Source organism: Bacillus cereus group sp. MYBK245-2 (assembly GCF_051916145.1).
GTDB lineage: Bacteria > Bacillota > Bacilli > Bacillales > Bacillaceae_G > Bacillus_A > Bacillus_A pacificus.
The window spans coordinates 1-16,266 of the sequence record NZ_JBQAGB010000022.1; the positions used below are offsets into that span (position 1 = coordinate 1).

Consider the following 16,266-nt stretch of genomic DNA (forward strand, 5'->3'; position numbering starts at 1 on the left):
TTATACCAATCGATTTACCCATTTCTCGATAACTTTCATTTCCGTTTAAATAACGTAAAACGATTTGTATTTTTTCATCAGCTGTAAATTTAGCCATAGAAAAACTGCACCCCAATTGTTAGACTGTGTCTAACAATTGGGGTGCAGTTCAACAGATGCTCTTCTTTTTATTTTCTACTTTATCTATTAAATATCAAAACTTATTCTCATTAAAAAATAAAAATTACTTAAGCCATTTGTTACAATTACTAATTAGTTGCTGTAAATCCTCTAGGAATCGACTCGCATGATACCCATCACAAACCGAATGATGTACTTGCAATGAAACTGGTAACATAACCTTATTCTCTTCGTTAAAATATTTCCCACAAGTTATAATTGGTAATAGAAAATCACCCTCATTATTAATATTTAGATTAAATCCAGTAAAACTAGCCCAAGGTATGCTAGAAATCGGAAAAACATTGGGAGGAATGTTTTCTTTCGTGAAGAGACCATGAACATTAGTATACAACCTCATATCCTCTTGATAGTTTCTATAGAAAATGTGAAAATCACTAGAATAATCCGTCCATATACTTGAAAAAGATTTATTATCTTTATGGAAGATTGTATAACTTGGGATCATTTCCTCCCAATATCCTAAAGCTCCTTCCTCATTAAAAGATGTTCGAAATTCTTTATGATTATTTACTACTTTAGAAATTAAGTATATAAAAACGGGATAAAATTTTATTCCCTTTTGATGTAATTCCTTTAATAACCTTGTGATATCAATATGCACAGTCATACTAAATGTACATTTCAACTTTAGATAATGTTCAAAATACTGCTCTCTATTCCATTTTTCTCTGTCAATTACATGAAACTTCATTTTAATAGCCTCCTAAAATTTTCTTTTTATTTTAGAAGGCTAATTTCCTTGCTTTCACCATAATTGTTCACTCCTAACAGTTTACATTTCACACTAATTGTTTATTTAATTATATAACATCTATAAGAATCCATTCACATATTTATGGAAACCTATCCACATACTATAAATAAATCAAATGAAATTTGGAGGATTCATACATGAATAACAAAAATGTAAATAAAAAAGAAAATGTTACCGAAAACGCTACACCTATTCAAAATAATAATACTGCAAATCTTAATATCGAAGAACAAGCAATGAACGGCTTATATGGAATGCCAGAAACTGCTATTGAAGATGCTGATCATACTACATCTGATGATTTGACTTCAAAAAATTAATTACATTGAAAAAAGCCCAGGAAAATATCCTTGGCTTTTTCAACTATGCATCCACTTTTTGTATCTCTTCACTCTTTCTCGAAAGTTTCCCTGGCCAAAAAGAAAAGCGACCTAAAACGACTGTAATTGCTGGTACAAGTAATGGTCTTACAATAAACGTATCTAGTAATACACCAATTGCAGTTACAATACCAAATTGAACAAGAACTTGAATTGGAAGTGTACCTAATACCGCAAAAGTCCCTGCTAAAATTAAACCTGCGGATGTAATGACACTACCTGTTTGTATAACGCCATTTTTTACTGCATCCAAATGATTTTGTGTCTTTCTATTTTTCCATATTTCTGAAACCATAAAGATATTATAATCTTCACCTAAAGCAACTAGAAATACAAATGCGTATAACGGTATTGCGCCTTGAATGGCCGGTGCTCCCATACCGAAGTGAAGTAATATCCATCCTGCTCCTAATGCAGAGAAAAATGATAAAACAACTGTTACAATTAAATAAATCATCGCGACAATTGATCGTAAGTAAACAAGTAATAATAAAGCTATAATACTAATCATTACTGGAATAATAACCGCTTCATCACGTTCTGTAATTTGCTTTGTATCATATAATGAAGCTGTTTCTCCGCCAATCCATAGTTGATCTTCAGCTTTGGTAACCCCAGCATCTTTTAATACTTTTTCTACATGGGTTTTCAATTTAGGGATTTGGTCTAACGCTTCAATTGAGTATGGATTTTCAGCTAAAGAAACCTCATACATTTTAATTTGCTTATTTTCTTTCCCCTCTTTTGGCTCTTTCACTGTTTTTACGAAAGAGAATTTCTCTAGTTCTTGTTTCATAGAAAGCTCTTTTCCTTTCGTATCAACAACAACTTTTACTGGCGCTAGTTCACCAGCTGAAAAATGAGCACTAATTAACGTAAACCCTTCGCGTGAAGGCATATCCTTTGGAAACGATTCTAATAAGTCATACGTGTATTGAATACGTGGTACAAATGATGCTAATCCACCTAATACAAATACAGTAAGCATAATGATTGTCCACGGTCTACGTACTACAACATCTCCAAGTTTTTTACTAAAGGCACCTTTTGATTTTTTTACTTTTACTACTTTCTTTTTCCTTCTTGCTAATTCCTCATTCATCGAAGTTGTTCTCGGTACAAACGGGAAGAATGCAGCTCTACCGAAAATTAATAATAACGCTGGTAAAATTGTTAAAGCAGCAATTCCCATTATGAATACAGCTACACTAAATGGCACTGCAAACCGATGAAAGGCACCATAATGAGCAAGTAATAATGTTCCTAATCCAAGTACAACAGTTAATGCACTCATTATTATTGCCCCGCCCGAAGCTTTAATTGCAAGTTGCAACGCCTTATATTTGCTTTCTTCTTCTAACAAGTACTCCCGATATCTTGAAATTAAAAATAAGCAATAGTCCGTTCCAGCACCAAACAATAACACTGTCATGATTGATATCGCTTGGGCATCGACTTTAATCCATCCGTGATCAGCTAAAAAACCGAGTGTAGGACTAATAATACCGTATGCAAAGCCAACAACAAGTAAAGGTAAAATTGCTAAAATTGGTGAACGGTATAGCAAAATTAATAGGACTAATACGAGTAATACAGTAGCAACTAACAATTTCACATCTGCTTGACTAAACAAACTAACTGCATCTGTTTGAATGCCTACTGGTCCAGATAATCGAACATGTAATCCAGAATCACTTATTTTTTGTTTAAATGGATCTACATCCACCTTACTATTCACTATCTTTCTTAAATCAACAAGATTTCCTTTTAATATATCTGTTCCAGCTGACTTGTTAAAGAATACTGGTGTAACAAATGATGTACCATCTTTTGATGCACTTTTTGATAATACTTGTTCCGGGATTGTATCAAATGGTGGTAACGTTGATTGTTCCTTTAAAGGACTAGCTTTTAACTCTTTATAAACGTCTTGTATGAGTTTATAATCCTGCGACTGTAATCCACCATCTCTATACCATACTACTAATAAAGGATTCCCTGCATTATTCGGAAACTCTTTTTTCATAAGTGCTTCCGCTTGCTGCGACATAGCTGTTTCAGGTAAATTTTTCGGATTCGGTTCTTTCGTACTGTTTACTTGTGGTAACGTAAATGAAAGTACTAATGTAATAAGAATCCATACCGATAAAGTTATCCATTGTGTATGCTTCCCTGCTACAAGCCTCCCTAACATATGTAACGGGTGCTTTTTCATAAAAACCCACCTTCCTTTTCTCTTCCACTATTAATTATATATACCGGTCGGTTAATTAATCAAGGATGAATAAAAATTTGTGTTATAATTAACTTAACAATACATGTCAGGAGCGAATAGATTTGGAACAAAAACAACGTCCTCTTGGAAGGCCTCGTCAAAATAAAAATACAAAATCTACAAAAGAAACCATTTTGGAAGTGGCAACTCGGCTATTTCTTACTCAAAATTATCAAGTCGTTTCCATGGATGAAGTCGCAAAAGTTTGTGGTGTTACGAAAGCAACCGTCTACTATTACTATTCAACAAAAGCAGATTTATTTACCGCTACTATGATTCAAATGATGGTACGTATACGCGAGAATATGACTCAAATCCTTTCTATAAATAAGACTTTAAAAGAAAGATTATTGGACTTTGCTAAAGTCTACTTACATGCAACAATGGATATTGATATGAAGAATTTTATGAAAGATGCAAAGCTATCGTTATCTGAAGAACAATTAAAACAATTAAAACATGCTGAAGACAACATGTATGAAGTATTAGAAAAAGCACTCGATAACGCGATGCAAATTGGAGAAATCCCAAAAGGGAACGCTAAGTTTGTGGCTCATGCATTCGTATCTTTATTATCAATTGGGAATTTTAAAGATGAGAATCACAATCCTATTCTTACAAATATAGATGAATTAGCACAAGAAATTGTTTCTTTTTATTGGAACGGATTAGGTCATTCATATTAAACAGATTTCCTTTAATAAAAAAGCATGTTTGAATTTTTTCAAACATGCTCTTTTATATACTAATAATCAGATTATACTTTAGCATTAATTAACCAACTTATACTTATCTTCATCTTCTATAATTTTTGAATTTGTTCATATATATTCTCCTTACATAATCCCCCGTGATAACAAACTACCGTTTTAATTTCTAAATTTAAATACTTCTTCAAAGACTGCTGTGCTTCTTTAATATTTAAAGTTGTTGGGGCGTGAATTCCTCCTAACTTTCCATTCACACTATACAGCGAGTCTCCTGCAATAAGAGTTTTACTTTGTTTCAAATATAAACTAATATGCCCTGGAGTATGTAGAATTAGTATCCCACCGCAATATGGAAGTTCTTGCCCGTCAATCACAGTATCACTTACTTTTCCACTTGGTGGACTCTTTATTTGTCCATCCTTCAATAAAGGAAACTCCCCTTCAATATATGGTTTATCTAGCTCGTGTGCATAAACTTTAATATCGCTTACACCTTTCTCCAATAATTCAGGAAGGCTACCTATATGATCTATATCCTGATGCGTTAAAATCACAACTTTTAGCTTATCAAAAGATACCCCAACTCTCTCCATCTCTACTTGAATATCTTCAAATTGTCCAGGGAAACCAGTATCTATTAAAAACTTCCATTTCATCATCCCATAAAAGAATTGGGTGAATTATAAATTCTTGAAACTCAAGTTGTAACATTTCTACCCCTTTTGCAATCTCCATATAGCAACTCTCCTTTATCCTGAAGTGTGAAAATATGTACGAGTAAACTGGAAATATAAAGCTCTACTATCTTATAATATGTTTTTTCATTCCAACAGAAAATGCCTGAAACCCTATAGATTCATAATAAGATTGCAACTTTTCCACACACATAAGTTGAGGAATAACCTTGTTTTGTTCGCAGTGATGGATTAATCGTTCTACTATTTCTTTTCCAATACCAATGGACTGATACTCTGGCAATACACAAACACCACAAATAATGCCTGTTATTACACCATCTGATATAATACGCCCCATCCCTACTAGCTTCTTATCATCAAAAGCATATATCGCATACCAACTTTGTCTACACATTTGTTCCAATTCATCCACCGTTAATTTAAGAGAATTCCATCCTAAAGATTCGTATAAGGCTAATAATCCATTAAAATCTGTAGGATGTTCACTTGTGTAGCGTATACTATTTTCCATGTAAATACTCCCTATTCTATAGTTTGTTAATGTTCCATAAAATTCCCCTTATGAAAATTGCGATTGACGTGAAAATAACTAGAACAAACTTCAATAAGAAAGATAGAATTCCTTCTCAATATAAAATAAAAAGAAGTTATCTCACTAGAGATAACTTCCTTTATATAAGACTCTCATTATATTATTAACCAAAAATTATACAACTGCATACGATTAGCACAAACAAAACTAATAAACCATTTGAAAAATAACCCATAGAATACTACCCCTTTATTAAATTATGTAAAAGATTTTATCATAAAATGATTTACAACATAATAACTAAAAAAGACATTGAATTCATTAGTTATATGTATTTAGTAATATTTTGTTTCCGTTTATATTCTTCTCCCCTAAAAGCATCCCTTATGCTCTTTTATTTTAATTCATTTAGTTTCAAAAACGAATTATAGTAAAAACACGTTTACTATTATTAATTGAAATGCTTGATTAACAATAAAAATAGTAATAAAATATTTACTAAATGCATAAAGGAAGTGAAACAATGACCCAAAATGAATTATTAAATGAATACATGAATTTATTATTAAATATGTCGGGTACTTTCAAATTACTATCGGAGAAATCCTCTGAATTTACACATTTAGAGCAACACGTAGTAGAGTATATCGCCCAGCAAAAGGTGCCTGTAAATTTAAAAATGATTGCTAGTTATTTAAACATACCTAAACAGCAATTAAGTGTAACAGTACGTAACTTAGAACAAAACGGGTACATTGTAAAAAAGCAAGATACGGTAGACAAAAGAGCCATATTAATTTCTCTGACAGAAAAAGCTAAAAAAGTACATTATGAGAAATGGAAACAAATATATAATAATTTCACTCACAATCTTGAAAAACTAAGTGAAGAAGATCAGCGGGATTTAACTTACGGACTATATAAAACAAATACAATGCTCTCAAAAATGTTAAATAACAACTAAATATATTGTTTATTACTAAACGGAGGATGTTTCATGGTTAAAGAATTAGATTTACAATCCGTACAAGGTACGATGCTTATTCCACTATGGGGAAGGGCATATGGTAGTGAGAAAAATAAGAATATTTTAGATGATACAGAAGCAATTCGAATTATTAAAGAATTTGATTTTGACTTTTCAACAATAGAAAATACATTTGGCGAATACGGATGTATTACTTACATTACCCGTGCACGAAAAATTGACGATACGATAAAACAATTCATAACAAAACACCCTAATGCTACTATAGTAAATATCGGTTCTGGACTAGACACTACTTTTTCTAGAATTGATAATGGAACGATACATTGGTATAATCTAGATTTGCCCGATGCCATTTCCTTTCGCAAAACTTTAATTGAAGATACATCGAGGAATACTAGTATAGCTAAATCATTTTTTGATACTTCTTGGTTTGACGATATAAAATATGATCCAAATGACGGTATTCTGTTCATATCAGCAGGCGTGTTTTATTACTTTAAAGAAGAAGATTTAAAAAAGATTGTAGTCGCTATGTCAAAACGTTTTCCTGGAGGCGAGTTATACTTTGACGCTGAATCAAAATTTGCCCTAAATCTTTCAAATGCTACAGTAAAAAAATCTGGTAATAATGGCGCTCTAATGTATTTTTATATAAATAATCCAAAGACATTAGAAAAATGGTCTCCAAACATAAAAGTATTAAGCTGCTCCCCTTTCTTTAAAAATATACCTACAAATAAAGGTTGGGATGGAAGTACGCGTATAATGATACGAATTGTAAACTTAATAAAGATGTTGAAGTTTGTTCATTTGCGGTTTGAGAAGTAACATATTAATACCTTATATAGTCGACTCCCCCACTTAGTACCTCTTAACGAGCTTAATTGAGTGGGGGCTTTTCTTAGTTCAAAGTTCCTTATAACTACCAACGAATTTGTCATAGAAAGGCTGAGCTAATTTTCTTTGTAACATGTTCCGCGAACTTCATCGCTTCTAACTAAAATATCTTTGCATTATGGTACACATACATACACCACTACTCCTTGCTTTTTATTGTACAAAAACTAGAAGGCTTCCCCCTCTCTTTTCATTCCTTACATAAAAATCAGCACTACCTATTTCCATTCTAAAGGGATTTTTTGATTATAGGATGTAAAATCAAAAAAGATTAATATATGATAAAATAGATATGAAACTTTACACTTTACTTTCAACAATAAGGAGGCCTGATCATGAAGGCGAATCTAGGAACAATAAAAGAACACTTAAACAGTGAGGAAGATATTCTTTCTACTCTCTACTGCGTAATACATTTTGGTTATATGAGCAGATCTGGTATTTTAGCTGCTACAAATAAAAAATTATTGTTCTGCTCTGATGCCATGTTTGGAAAAGGGCTAAAATGGGAATTCGAATACACTGAAATAGAAGATTTCAGTCATACGGATGGAGTTGTATTAGAGATGTCTGCGATCCCCTTTATCAAAAAAATAACTATGAACCATGGAGACGATTTTATTGTATTTGACAATTTTTCAAGCCCTCAAAACGTACAATCCTTTTTTGATTTGGTTCAATCCAAACAATAATCCTATCAATGCACATATTCTTATATATATCATATTCCTTGCACGGTAAAGCTTATAGAAACGTACAAAGAAGGTTGCATTTGCAACCCTCTTTGTACGTACTACAGATTGAATTTACATTATTTAATTTTTATAATTAAATAATAAGAATCAATTCACACTACTTTTACCGCTTTATTCTTCAAAACAAACTTTCCAAATAAAAAACGAACAAGTGGCCCCATAATAATTAATTGTAATGGATACGCCATAATGAAGTTTTTAATAAAAATCGAGAAATACATTGAAACGAATGAGTCTCCTTGCAGTCCACCATGTAAATACATCATAGCCATTCCGTAAAAAGACATAAAGAATACCATTCCAATGACCATAACTGTCGCCATCGTAATAATAATATTTACTTTCTTCGATTTATCAAACGGTAACGCGAAGACAATTTTTTTCGCACAAGGTCCAACGATACATATTTCAATTAATAGTGCAATAATAAATGCAATTAGTAGTTCTAATGCTATCTCCTTAATATGAATTGGCCCTCCTGATCCATTCATTAGTAAATTGTAAAACGTCATTACGATAACCATCCCAAGGCACATCATCATACCAAATTGGAGGTTTTCCTTTCTTGTTGTTGGCAAAATTCATCATCCTTTCTCTTTGAGTCTTTGTCATTATATCGATATTGGAAACCCCTTCGTAAGTGAACATTTTGTGAACAAATTTAAAACGCTTTCACATTTTTCCTTTACTTTCATCCCAAATTCTCAATTTTACTTATAAAGGTTTTATATATTTCAATGTTGAATTACTACATTGAAACATTACTACTAGGAGGAGAACCATGAATGAACAAGGATTTTTCGTATATCATATCGTAACAAGGAAGAAAATGAAGATCGGACAGATCATTCAATTTAATAAAAATCAAACAAATACCCTATTCCACTTCTTTTTTGAAAGAGAACATTTAAATTCTAGTGGTAAAGATTCTATGCAAATTTTAAAAGAGCATTATACAAATGAAGAATTACATATAAAGAATGAAAATGCTACAGTAGTTATGAATTACATGGATCAAACAATTAGAGCCATTAGAGAAACGATTGTGGAAATGATTAGACTGCAAGAATATCCTAATTATCCGTCAAGATTGTCTTGTTTATATGCTGCTAAAAGCTATGAAGATGCTTTAAAATGGAAAGCATTATTTGATTCTTACAATCGAGAAGTTTTGCAGATTGTTAAACTACGAGTAATCGGAAATTCTTTTGAAGGTGACGGGAATCTTTTACCGAAAGAAGATGCTATTCCTTTTTCTCAAAAAATGGAACAAGCTAGAGAATATTGGAAAGGAAATGTGAATAACGAACTCCCTGAGCTACTCATTAATGGCGAAATTGAAGTAGTCGAGATTATTGATGACTTTTCATAACTTCAAATTTAATTTCAAAAAGAGTATTGCACTTACTCTCAATACTCTTTTTGTGTAATTTAATGCTATTTGATTAGATTTGTATTTTACAGATTATTCATTTCATAACCATTTACAAAAAACGTTATTGTTTCTAATTCATCTTCATTTAATTCTCTATCTATGTCTCGTTTATACGCTTCCTTTATCTTCCCTTCATCGCCTTTATGTATTTCAGTATAAGTTCCTACTGTTTTTAGTAAACGCATTTCTTGTAAAAACTCCTCCCGATTTATAGCGGTCCCATGAGAAAGGATATAGGTTTCAGCATCAAATTTTTCTAATTCATCTATTAATGCAAACGTTCTTTTCGTCGTATAGTTCCACTTTGAAGAAAAGATATCTGCATATATACAGTCTCCTAAAAATAATATCTTTTCTTCTTTCACGTAAATAACAACTGAATCATGTGCATGATCTCCGCCCACATGTTTTAACACACATGTCACCCCACCAAGGTCTAATTCAATTTGATTCTGGAACGTTAAGGTTGGAAGAATAATTTTAATATTTCTCGCTTTTTCTTCAAACTCTTTTTTAATGCAATCCGCACAAAATACAATTTCAGTACCCTCTTTCACGCGTGCATCCAACGCTTCATCTGTCCATTCATAAGATACTATTGACTGCATTTCTTTTTTCGTTTCAGCGTGCGAAATAGTTAATGCATTCTGTAATACAGATAATCCAAAAATATGATCCCAATGCCAATGCGTTAGTGCTACAAAATCAGGATTCGATACATTTTTTTCTTTTAACATTTCTAAAAATAATTGTGCATGTTCTTCTGAATTCCCTGCATCAATCATTAACGTTTTTTCTTGTCCAACAACCATTCCTAATATAGGTCTATCTGTTTCAGAAACGGGTGTCATATACCAAAATGAGTTTCCTATTTTTTTAATTTGTTGCATTACAAAACCCTCCATTTACTACTACTCTCTTCAATTTCCACCACTTTAAATTTCTGCAATCTAACATAATAACTATTTCACTTTATTCATATACTGTTCTTGTACATGCTGCATTAAATCTCTCATCTTCTTTTCAGCAGGATGTTCTTGATTCTCTGGTACCTCTCTGCCATTGGCTGAAAATTTTTGAGAACATGCTGTACGAGTTACTTCTAAGTTTGCAACTGGAAATTCCCACGAATTTTCGCTTCTACTTCCAGTTGAAGCAAAGTGTATACAGCTCGAATCAATTTTTGTACGCTGACCTTCTTTATTTACTGTGTAATATAAATCGTTTACCGTGCCATATTTCATATTTTTTGTAGATGTCAAAGCAGTCCCGTCGGCTGCAAAAGTGACAATACTAAACTCCTCTTCCTTCGGTAACAACTTAGCACCAGGTACGTTGTACACAACAATCAAATCCCCTTCGTACTCTTCAGGAATTAAGTATATAGTATCTGTAGTTTCTTTACCAAAACTAATACATCCGCTTAATAAAAACATAAATACGATTCCGAAACAAAATATACTTTTCTTTAAAACATAGTAAATTTTTCTATCCATTTAAATATGCATCCCAATCGTAGTCTTCAATTTTATAGAATCTACCTTCATCATTTCTTTCATATGCACATAATGGTGGTTCCTCAAGAAATTTCAAAATAGTATCATCTATATTCAATATGACTCCAATTGAAATAATTTGAAAGTTTTTAGGATCATTCACATAGTCATCACTTTCATAGCCACTTAAAATTGACCAACCAGAGTCGCCTTCTTCTCTCGAATCCTCCTTAAGCATAAAGTTAAATTCTCTTCTTTCAAGTACATCATTACTAACAATTACCTTCGTATCAAAATAAAAATCCCAATCTTTTGAAGATGGGTCGTTATATTCCGTATCACATATATTTTCAATTACAAATGAAATTTTATCACCTATTTTTAAATCTAAGCGATATGGTTCATTGCTCAGTTCCCCTACAAACTTCTTCTCATTTCTTTCAATGATTTCAACCCACATTCTTTCACCATTAAATCCATCTTCTTCCTCATTTTTAGATACAAAAATTAGCTTTACCAAATCTCCAATCTTTAATTTCTCCAACACTTCTGAGCTAGGAAGATAGAATGTATAGGGCGCTTCTTTATTTATTTCATAAACATTATCTAAGTACCAAGACATCTTTTTCTCTCCTTAAAGGCTTTTTACACTCATACTTTTAAAATAATACTATTTTTTCTTCCGGCAAACTACTACCATAGAATAGCAATCTTCCCCTAACTCATTGCCTTACCAATCATTATATATATGTAATAATTCAAAACCATTCGCTACTAATAATCTTTCTAACTCCTGCGGGTATGTATAGCGAAGATCTATCGTTGTTTTCAGTTCTTCTACTAGTACATCGTCCTCATAAAACCTTCTTGTTGTTATGTAATGCTGTATTTGCTGAATTGAATCGTATATCATTTCAGTATATAAATCACATTTTCTTCCCTTTTCATCACTAATAGTTGTCCAATATTCTTCTGCAGATGGCTGTATTAATTCTTCTTTTGAAGGGAAACGTGTATCGAATATGAATATACCATTCTCAGCTAACACATGATGAATAGATGTTAATAATTGATTTTGATGAATATTTGTAAGGAAATGCTGGAATCCATGCCCCACCATAAATGCTAGCGAAATGGTATCTTCAATGTTCAATTGTAAGCAGTCTTGTTGTAACCATTTTACCTTCTTACAATCCGTAGTTTTTCTCTTCGCTTCAGCAAGCATTCCTTTATGTATATCTACACCGATCATTTGATATCCGTTTTCTATAAATGGAATTGTAATTCTTCCTGTTCCACAAGCAATATCTAGAATCCATTCATTTTGTATATTTAGTTTTTGTGCCCATGATAGTAAGAACGGAAAATCTGACAAACTTTTATTTTCAATATCATATCGTTTTGGATTTTCGTATTCAGATAAACTCCATTTTGATTGCAAAATTCTTCCTCATTTCATATTTACACTTAAATTTAATATATAAATTATAACGAATTATTAGTTTTTTCTCTATAATCAAACATAATTACTTGGACTAATCTAACTTTCCTTTTCGTAAGCTAAAAATAAGGTGGAAGAATCGGAGTGTGATACGATGGAACGATTATGGATTCCTATGATAGTTACATTTTTTTCATTTGGTGGCTTATTATTAGGCGGTGCTGTTGGCATTGCTACACGCCAGCTAATTGAAGAAAAAATGCATCGTTTATATGCATTATGTGGTGGTATTTTGCTTGGACTCTTACTACTTGAAATTATTCCTGAAACATTTTCAAGCTATGAAATGATTGGACCTATACTTGGTATAGCTATTGGTATTTTAGTTATGAGCTTATTAGATAACTATTGTCACCATCCAATGATACATACAAAAGATCAACAAGCATGGCAAACTTTCCTTTTCCTCTCTTTTGCTATATTTATTCATAATTTGCCGAGTGGATTTGCTTTAGGTACTGCTTTTATTAATCATGCTGACTCTGCCATACCTTTTTTAATAGCGATCGTCGTTCACCATATTCCTGAAGGCTTAGCATTAATCATCCCCTTTCTCTTTACAAAACATAAATATATTTCATTTTTATTAACAACTTTATTACTTTCTCTTATTCTCGGTACCGGTACGGTTTTTGGTATCTTAATGGAAGGAAAAGCGCTTCATTTACAAGGACTCATTATGGGGAGTGCTATCGGTTCCCTTGGCTATGTTACAATTCATGAAATGCTTTGGAAGGCAAAGAAACAGCTTTCTTTCCTTACATTTTTAATGTGGGCAACTAGTGGATTTTTATTAATAACAGTATTTACACTATTTACTGGCCATCATTAAAGTTAAAAATATAATCATTTGTATATTTTTCCTGTTTCTCCAAAACATAATGTTATCTACCTACTATAAGGAGGAACAATTATGTTTGGGAAAACGGCCGGTGAAGCACTAGTTGATTTGTTAATTGACTGGGGAGTAGAACACATATACGGAATGCCTGGAGATTCTATCAACTCTATTATTGAAGCTTTAAGAAAAAAACAAGATAAAATCAAATTTATTCAAGTTCGCCACGAAGAGGCTGGCGCATTAGCAGCTGCTGCTTATGCGAAATTAACAGGGAAACTTGGTGTTTGTATGGCAATTGCAGGACCTGGAGCTATTCATTTATTAAATGGTTTATATGATGCGAAACTCGATAAGGCTCCTGTGCTAGCAATTTCAGGTCAAGTAGAAACTGATTTACTCGGAACGGATTTTTTCCAAGAAGTAAACTTGGAAAGAATGTTCGATGATGTCGCGGTTTATAATCAGCGCATTATGTCAGCAGAACAACTACCAGCTGTCGTGAATCAAGCAATTCGAATGGCTTATACGAAAAAAGGTGTATCTGTTCTTACGATTCCAGATGATGTTCCAAAATTTGAAGTAAAAAATGGTGCTCGTGTTACAAACACTTCTTTTACTTTACCTGAATTATTTCCGCAAAAAGAAGATTTAGATGCAGCGAAACTCGCAATAAATGAAGCGAAAAAGCCTGTGATTTTAGCTGGAAAAGGTACGAAACATGCGAGAGAATCTTTACTTGCATTGGCAGAACATATTGGTGCTCCAATCGTACTTACATTGCCAGCTAAAGGAATTATTCCTGATGAACACCCTCTTTGTATTGGTGGATTAGGATTAATTGGCACGAAACCTTCTTATGAAGCAATGAAACATGCAGATACTTTAATTATGGTTGGTACTTCCTATCCGTTCACTGGTTTCTTACCTGAAAAAGCAAAAACACTCCATATCGATACCGATCCGGCCCAAATCGGAAAACGGTATGTAACAGATATCGGCTTAGCTGGTGATGCTGATAAAACATTAAAATGGTTACTTGGAAATGTAGAAAAACATGAGGACCATTCCTTCTTAGAGCATCATCAAGAAATGATGAAAAAGTGGGAAGAAAAATTACACAATCAAGAAGACGATTCTTCTACTCCTATTAAGCCACAACGCGTTATGCATGCACTGCAACACGTAGCTCAAGATGACGCAATATTATCAGTCGATGTCGGAAATGTAACAGTATGGACAGCAAGGCACTTCCGTATGACAAATCAACAATTTATCATTTCTAGCTGGCTTGCAACTCTTGGCTGCGGTTTACCTGGTGCACTCGCTGGAAAAATTGCTTTCCCGGATAAACAAGTATTTGCGGTTTGTGGAGACGGTGGTTTTGGAATGACAATGAACGATTTCGTAACAGCTGTTAAATATAAACTACCAATCGTTGTCGTCGTTTTAAACAATAATAAAATCGCCATGATCAAATTCGAACAAGAAGTTATGGGGAATATCGAATTTGGTACAGACTTAACAAACCCTGATTTTGCAAAATACGCGGAGGCGTGCGGAGGTATTGGATACCGCGTTGAAAATTTAGATGAACTACTTCCTGCTTTCGAAAGTGCGGTAAAACAAAGTAGACCATGTATTATCGATGTAGTTGTAGATGCTAATGAAGCACCAATGCCAGCAAAAATCACATTTGGTCAAGCAGCTGGTTATACGAAGCATATGATAAAAGAATTATTTGAAGAAGGTAAGATTGATTTACCTCCACTATAAACAAAAAAGATAGCTGAAAACGATTTGTCTTCAGCTATCTTTTTTATTTTTGTATATCTCTATAGAAAGAAAAATCATTCACAGTAGATTGTACTTGTTTCTCTTCCTTTACTTCTTTATCCTTACTCCTAGGCATTCTTACATTTCCTAGTTTAATCGCATCTTGCATACTATTACTAACTAGATTTCCTGCGAGAATTGTCATACTGTAAAAAGCAATCGGTATAAGTACAATCCATGTATGAGTAGTTAAGTGACGGAAATTTTGACCAATTAGACCTGTCCATTCCTTTGTTACACTATCTGCATCTAATCCAAATAATATCGTTCCACCAAAAAACAACTTAAGTAATCCAAGATGTAAAAGAAGTAATAGTACACTTACAAATTGTTGAGCTACTAATAAAAGAAACGATGGTAACATATGCGGCCATATATGGCGCTTCAACCTCTGCCACTTACTCCCGCCGAGCACAGTAGCTGCCAACATAAATTCTTCTTTCTTAATACGTTTTACTTCTTGCGCTACATACAACATCACTGTTGGTACAGCAAGACATACAAGAACTATAATTTGAAATGACACCCGCAAATATAACGGCACAACTTCTGCTCCACTATCAAACGTTAATACTTCATTTAACATAAAATAAGAAATCATAACCATCGGTACAATACTAAAAGGATCAAAAAAGGATGAAATAACTGGAAAAGAACGTTTACCATACATACCAAGAAGTAAACCAATTCCCCCTCCAACTATAACTCGTAAAATCGCTATAATTATACTCGCTCCAACTGTCCATTTTGCACCTTCTATTATTAATTGAACAAGGTCACGACCTTTCACATCACTTCCAAACCAAAATTTACTTGATGGTGCAAATGGAGCTGCTTCTAATTCTCCTTTTTCGTTATACATCATCGTAAGTTCGCGAATATTCCCATCAAAAAACAACGTATATCCAATACTAACAATCATTAGCACACTCAAAAAAGTAGTACCTATCCAAAATCTCACATCTCTTTTTACAACTTGCCACAT

General features: G+C 32.9%; 18 protein-coding genes and 1 pseudogene. 9 read left to right on the plus strand and 10 right to left on the minus strand.

The genetic code is table 11. The features are described from left to right. Positions 1-223: 223 nt before the first annotated feature. A complete protein-coding gene (catA, locus tag ACTFRN_RS25265) occupies positions 224-874 on the minus strand; it encodes a type A chloramphenicol O-acetyltransferase (protein WP_049113712.1) in 651 nt (216 codons plus the stop codon). A 200-nt stretch (positions 875-1,074) separates the two neighbouring features. On the opposite strand from catA, the gene ACTFRN_RS25270 reads away from it, so the two are divergent. Next, on the plus strand, positions 1,075-1,257 hold the full coding sequence (locus ACTFRN_RS25270) for a DUF4021 domain-containing protein (RefSeq protein ID WP_001060704.1): 183 nt from the start codon (positions 1,075-1,077) through the stop codon (positions 1,255-1,257). Positions 1,258-1,300: 43 nt separating this feature from the next. Here ACTFRN_RS25270 and ACTFRN_RS25275 read toward each other — a convergent pair whose 3' ends face one another. Next, positions 1,301-3,532 (minus strand): MMPL family transporter, encoded by a 2,232-nt coding sequence (locus ACTFRN_RS25275; protein ID WP_049122746.1) that lies wholly within the window; start codon positions 3,530-3,532, stop codon positions 1,301-1,303. A gap of 122 nt (positions 3,533-3,654) precedes the next feature. On the opposite strand from ACTFRN_RS25275, the gene ACTFRN_RS25280 reads away from it, so the two are divergent. Next, complete coding sequence (locus tag ACTFRN_RS25280; protein WP_000436032.1) at positions 3,655-4,278, plus strand: TetR/AcrR family transcriptional regulator; 624 nt, start codon at positions 3,655-3,657, stop codon at positions 4,276-4,278. A 116-nt stretch (positions 4,279-4,394) separates the two neighbouring features. Here ACTFRN_RS25280 and ACTFRN_RS25285 read toward each other — a convergent pair. After that, positions 4,395-5,037: pseudogene (locus tag ACTFRN_RS25285) on the minus strand (MBL fold metallo-hydrolase). A 66-nt stretch (positions 5,038-5,103) separates the two neighbouring features. Next, a complete protein-coding gene (locus tag ACTFRN_RS25290; RefSeq protein ID WP_000431728.1) occupies positions 5,104-5,511 on the minus strand; it encodes a GNAT family N-acetyltransferase in 408 nt (135 codons plus the stop codon). A 544-nt stretch (positions 5,512-6,055) separates the two neighbouring features. Between ACTFRN_RS25290 and ACTFRN_RS25295 the strand changes: the two genes are divergently transcribed. The 4 genes from ACTFRN_RS25295 to ACTFRN_RS25310 all read left to right on the plus strand — a co-directional run bounded on the left by ACTFRN_RS25295 (position 6,056) and on the right by ACTFRN_RS25310 (position 8,252). Continuing rightward, positions 6,056-6,496, plus strand: coding sequence for a MarR family winged helix-turn-helix transcriptional regulator (locus tag ACTFRN_RS25295; RefSeq protein ID WP_000192925.1), 441 nt, complete (start codon positions 6,056-6,058; stop codon positions 6,494-6,496). Positions 6,497-6,529: 33 nt separating this feature from the next. Then, positions 6,530-7,351, plus strand: coding sequence for a class I SAM-dependent methyltransferase (locus ACTFRN_RS25300; RefSeq protein WP_000237910.1), 822 nt, complete (start codon positions 6,530-6,532; stop codon positions 7,349-7,351). A gap of 404 nt (positions 7,352-7,755) precedes the next feature. Further along, positions 7,756-8,112: a PH domain-containing protein gene (locus tag ACTFRN_RS25305; protein ID WP_000646616.1), complete on the plus strand. Its 357-nt coding sequence runs from the start codon at positions 7,756-7,758 to the stop codon at positions 8,110-8,112. 8 nt (positions 8,113-8,120) lie between these two features. Then, positions 8,121-8,252, plus strand: coding sequence for a hypothetical protein (locus tag ACTFRN_RS25310; protein ID WP_124878439.1), 132 nt, complete (start codon positions 8,121-8,123; stop codon positions 8,250-8,252). A gap of 15 nt (positions 8,253-8,267) precedes the next feature. Here the strand turns inward: ACTFRN_RS25310 and ACTFRN_RS25315 are convergent, their stop codons facing one another. Beyond that, the gene (locus tag ACTFRN_RS25315) at positions 8,268-8,753 is read right to left on the minus strand and encodes a hypothetical protein (protein WP_049113141.1); all 486 of its coding nucleotides are present in this window, start codon (positions 8,751-8,753) and stop codon (positions 8,268-8,270) included. 203 nt (positions 8,754-8,956) lie between these two features. Between ACTFRN_RS25315 and ACTFRN_RS25320 the strand changes: the two genes are divergently transcribed. Then, positions 8,957-9,547 carry a DUF2441 domain-containing protein gene (locus ACTFRN_RS25320; protein ID WP_001005237.1) on the plus strand — a complete coding sequence of 197 codons (591 nt, stop codon included), beginning with the start codon at positions 8,957-8,959 and terminating at the stop codon, positions 9,545-9,547. Positions 9,548-9,633: 86 nt separating this feature from the next. Here the strand turns inward: ACTFRN_RS25320 and ACTFRN_RS25325 are convergent, their stop codons facing one another. From ACTFRN_RS25325 to ACTFRN_RS25340, 4 genes are all read right to left on the minus strand, one after another. Then, on the minus strand, positions 9,634-10,500 hold the full coding sequence (locus tag ACTFRN_RS25325; protein WP_440038653.1) for an MBL fold metallo-hydrolase: 867 nt from the start codon (positions 10,498-10,500) through the stop codon (positions 9,634-9,636). 72 nt (positions 10,501-10,572) lie between these two features. Then, positions 10,573-11,106 carry a DUF6843 domain-containing protein gene (locus tag ACTFRN_RS25330; protein ID WP_041184529.1) on the minus strand — a complete coding sequence of 178 codons (534 nt, stop codon included), beginning with the start codon at positions 11,104-11,106 and terminating at the stop codon, positions 10,573-10,575. After that, a complete protein-coding gene (locus tag ACTFRN_RS25335; RefSeq protein WP_074568332.1) occupies positions 11,099-11,728 on the minus strand; it encodes an immunity protein Imm33 domain-containing protein in 630 nt (209 codons plus the stop codon). The genes ACTFRN_RS25330 and ACTFRN_RS25335 overlap by 8 nt, the downstream gene beginning before the upstream one ends. 108 nt (positions 11,729-11,836) lie before the next feature. Then, positions 11,837-12,547 (minus strand): class I SAM-dependent methyltransferase, encoded by a 711-nt coding sequence (locus tag ACTFRN_RS25340; RefSeq protein ID WP_014893761.1) that lies wholly within the window; start codon positions 12,545-12,547, stop codon positions 11,837-11,839. 154 nt (positions 12,548-12,701) lie between these two features. Between ACTFRN_RS25340 and ACTFRN_RS25345 the strand changes: the two genes are divergently transcribed. Beyond that, complete coding sequence (locus tag ACTFRN_RS25345) at positions 12,702-13,439, plus strand: ZIP family metal transporter (protein WP_000440592.1); 738 nt, start codon at positions 12,702-12,704, stop codon at positions 13,437-13,439. 81 nt (positions 13,440-13,520) lie between these two features. Next, positions 13,521-15,221, plus strand: coding sequence for a pyruvate oxidase (locus tag ACTFRN_RS25350; RefSeq protein ID WP_000467238.1), 1,701 nt, complete (start codon positions 13,521-13,523; stop codon positions 15,219-15,221). A gap of 43 nt (positions 15,222-15,264) precedes the next feature. On the opposite strand, the gene ACTFRN_RS25355 is transcribed toward ACTFRN_RS25350, so the two are convergent. Then, the gene (locus ACTFRN_RS25355) at positions 15,265-16,266 is read right to left on the minus strand and encodes an ABC transporter permease subunit (RefSeq protein WP_049113127.1); all 1,002 of its coding nucleotides are present in this window, start codon (positions 16,264-16,266) and stop codon (positions 15,265-15,267) included.